The sequence below is a fragment of the Streptomyces sp. CO7 genome (assembly GCF_053474865.1).
Genome location: NZ_JBRIOU010000006.1, coordinates 41,924 through 44,264, shown reverse-complemented (window position 1 = coordinate 44,264; position 2,341 = coordinate 41,924). Strand labels below are relative to the sequence as shown.

Here is a 2,341-nt window from a genome sequence, read left to right as displayed (position 1 = left end):
CCCGTTCGGGGCGCTCCTCGTCGCTGCCGAACCACCGCACCATCGCCTCACCGCGGTTGTCGACCGGCTCGGCGTACTCGGCGACCGTCACCAGCAGGCGCAGCAACCCGGAGCGGTTCGGGACGTCGGGATCGCGGGCGAGACGGAGGAGGAAGGGGAGGGCATTCGGCATCGCTGCGCTCATCCGGGTGATGTCGTCGAACAGGCAGTTGGCCAGCACTTGCCGGGCCTCGTCGGCGGCGGAGGCATCGAGCAGAGCGCGCAGCAGCAGGGGAATGCCTGCCGGGCACCCGGGTATCCGCGGCCAACGGACCGCCTCGCATCCGTGGAGGGCCGGGTGTCCCTGGCCGGCGTCGGCCGCCTGCGGGTGGTCGTGGAGGAAACGGGCGATCGCCGCCTCCTTCGCAGCCCGGTCCGCCCCGCACATCGCCGCGCCCTCCCTCCGACGGACGGCGCCCCGAGCTCCGCCGTAGGGCAGACCCTTGCGCGGGCCGTGGCCGGGGCGCAAGACCGATGCCGGACAAGGCTTCGTGGCGCGCGCTTCCCGAAGCGCTGTCCGCTCCCCGCCCGGCACCATCGCCGGCCGTCGGGGATGCGCCTCGGCGGACAGCCCGTTCATTCGCACCCGCAGACCCATCCGCTCGTGGCGCACCGTGAGGTGGCGCCCCGAGGTGGTTTCCGTGCGCCCTCCCGTCGCACCGGCCGCTCGGCCTCCCACCTGCCGGAAGGCGCGGCAGCTACCGTGCAGATCGGTATTTGCCAAGGTGGGGGCGCACATTCTCACCACTCGGGGTGATTGCGGTGAGCCCGCGCACGAGCGTCGGACCACCTGATCGTGCGGCCATATGAACCCCGTCGCTCGATGGGGTAGATGTCTGCGCAATCCGAGTCGAGCGACACATGCCATTCCCTATGGTGAATGGCATATGCACGGACCTCCCTGCGCACCGGGCCAGTCCGACGGGCCGTGCGCAAGGACGCCCCATGGACACTTTCCGCACGGTCCGCAGCTTCCCGCCGACCGTCCGGTTCCTGATGGTGAACCAACTCGGCATCGACATCGGGACCTTCCTGCTGTTCCCCTTCCTCGCCGGTCACCTCGGCGGCAGCCTCGGCATGTCCGCGGCAACCGTGGGAGCGGTCCTGGGCACCATCCAGCTGAGTCATCAGGGCCTGGTGGTGCTCGGGGGCACCGCCTCCGACCGGATCGGGGGCCACCGGGTCATCCCGATCGGCTGTCTCCTGCGTCTGTCCGGCTTCGCGCTGTTCGCCGTCGTGGACGACGTCCGCGCGGTGTTCGCCGCCTCCGTCCTCACCGGCGTCGCCGGGGCCATGCTCTATCCGGCCATGCGCACCTGCGCGGCACAGGCGGCCCCGCCGGACCGCCGGGCCGAGGTCTTCGCCATGCTCAACGTCTTCACCGCCACCGGCGGGCTGATCGGCCTCGCCCTGGGCAGCGCGCTGTGCATGATCGACTTCCGGGCGACGGCGGTCACCGCCGCGGTCGTGCTGGCCGCGATGACGATGCTTCAGCTCTTCATGCTGCCGGCCCACGCCCGCGTCGGCCGGGCCGAGCGCCGGAGCCGCAACTGCTCGATCCTCCGCGGCTGTCTCCACGTCCTGCGCGACCGGCACTTCCTGACCTTCTCCCTCACCATGACGGCCCTGACGGCGCTGGAGAACCAGGTGTACCTGCTGTTCGTGAACGCGGCGCAGCACGTGTCGGGCGCGCCCGCGGCCGCGGCGGTCATACCGATGGTCGGAGCCCTGGCCAGCCTCGCCCTCCAGCTGCGCGTGACGCGGCTGGTACGGGCCAAGGGCGGCCCGGCCGCCTGGATCGCGCCCGGCCTGGCCGTCATGGGGCTGGCCTTCCTCCCCCCGCTGCTGCTCCTGCTCCACGTGCCCGAGAACGAGACCGTGGGACGGCCGGACGTCGTGCTGCTCCTGCTCCCGCTCGCGGCCGGCGCCTTCCTGCTGGCACTCGGCCAGATGGCCACCCAGCCGTCCACGCTCGAGCTGGTCTCGCGGCACGCCGCCGACGGACTGATCGGCACGTACTTCGGGTTCTTCTACGTCATCTCGGGGGTGGCCGCCTCCGGCTGCACCAGCGCGGTCGGCTGGGCGATGGACGTAGGGGAACGCACCGGACAGCTGTGGCTGCCGTGGGCATGCTGCGTGGTCGTCGGCCTCCTCTCCGCCGGAGGGGCGGCCTGGCTGTACCACCTGCGCAGACTCCCGGGCACGGAGAGCCGGGTCGACGACGTCCGGCCGCAGCGGGCCAGGCCCCGCCCGGGCGTTCCCTCGCCCCGGCGAGGACGCCGCCGCCGGGCCCGTGTGGGGC

Annotated in this window: 2 protein-coding genes; one reads left to right on the top strand and one right to left on the bottom strand. The window is 72.4% G+C overall.

Annotation, left to right across the window (positions count from 1 at the left end):
- Positions 1 to 427: hypothetical protein (locus ACOV8S_RS21545; protein WP_448319535.1), on the bottom strand; the 427-nt coding region annotated here is incomplete at its 3' end.
- Between the two features lie 557 nt (positions 428 to 984).
- Between ACOV8S_RS21545 and ACOV8S_RS21540 the strand changes: the two genes are divergently transcribed.
- The coding region (locus ACOV8S_RS21540; protein ID WP_448319534.1) for an MFS transporter at positions 985 to 2,341 on the top strand (1,357 nt) is incomplete at its 3' end.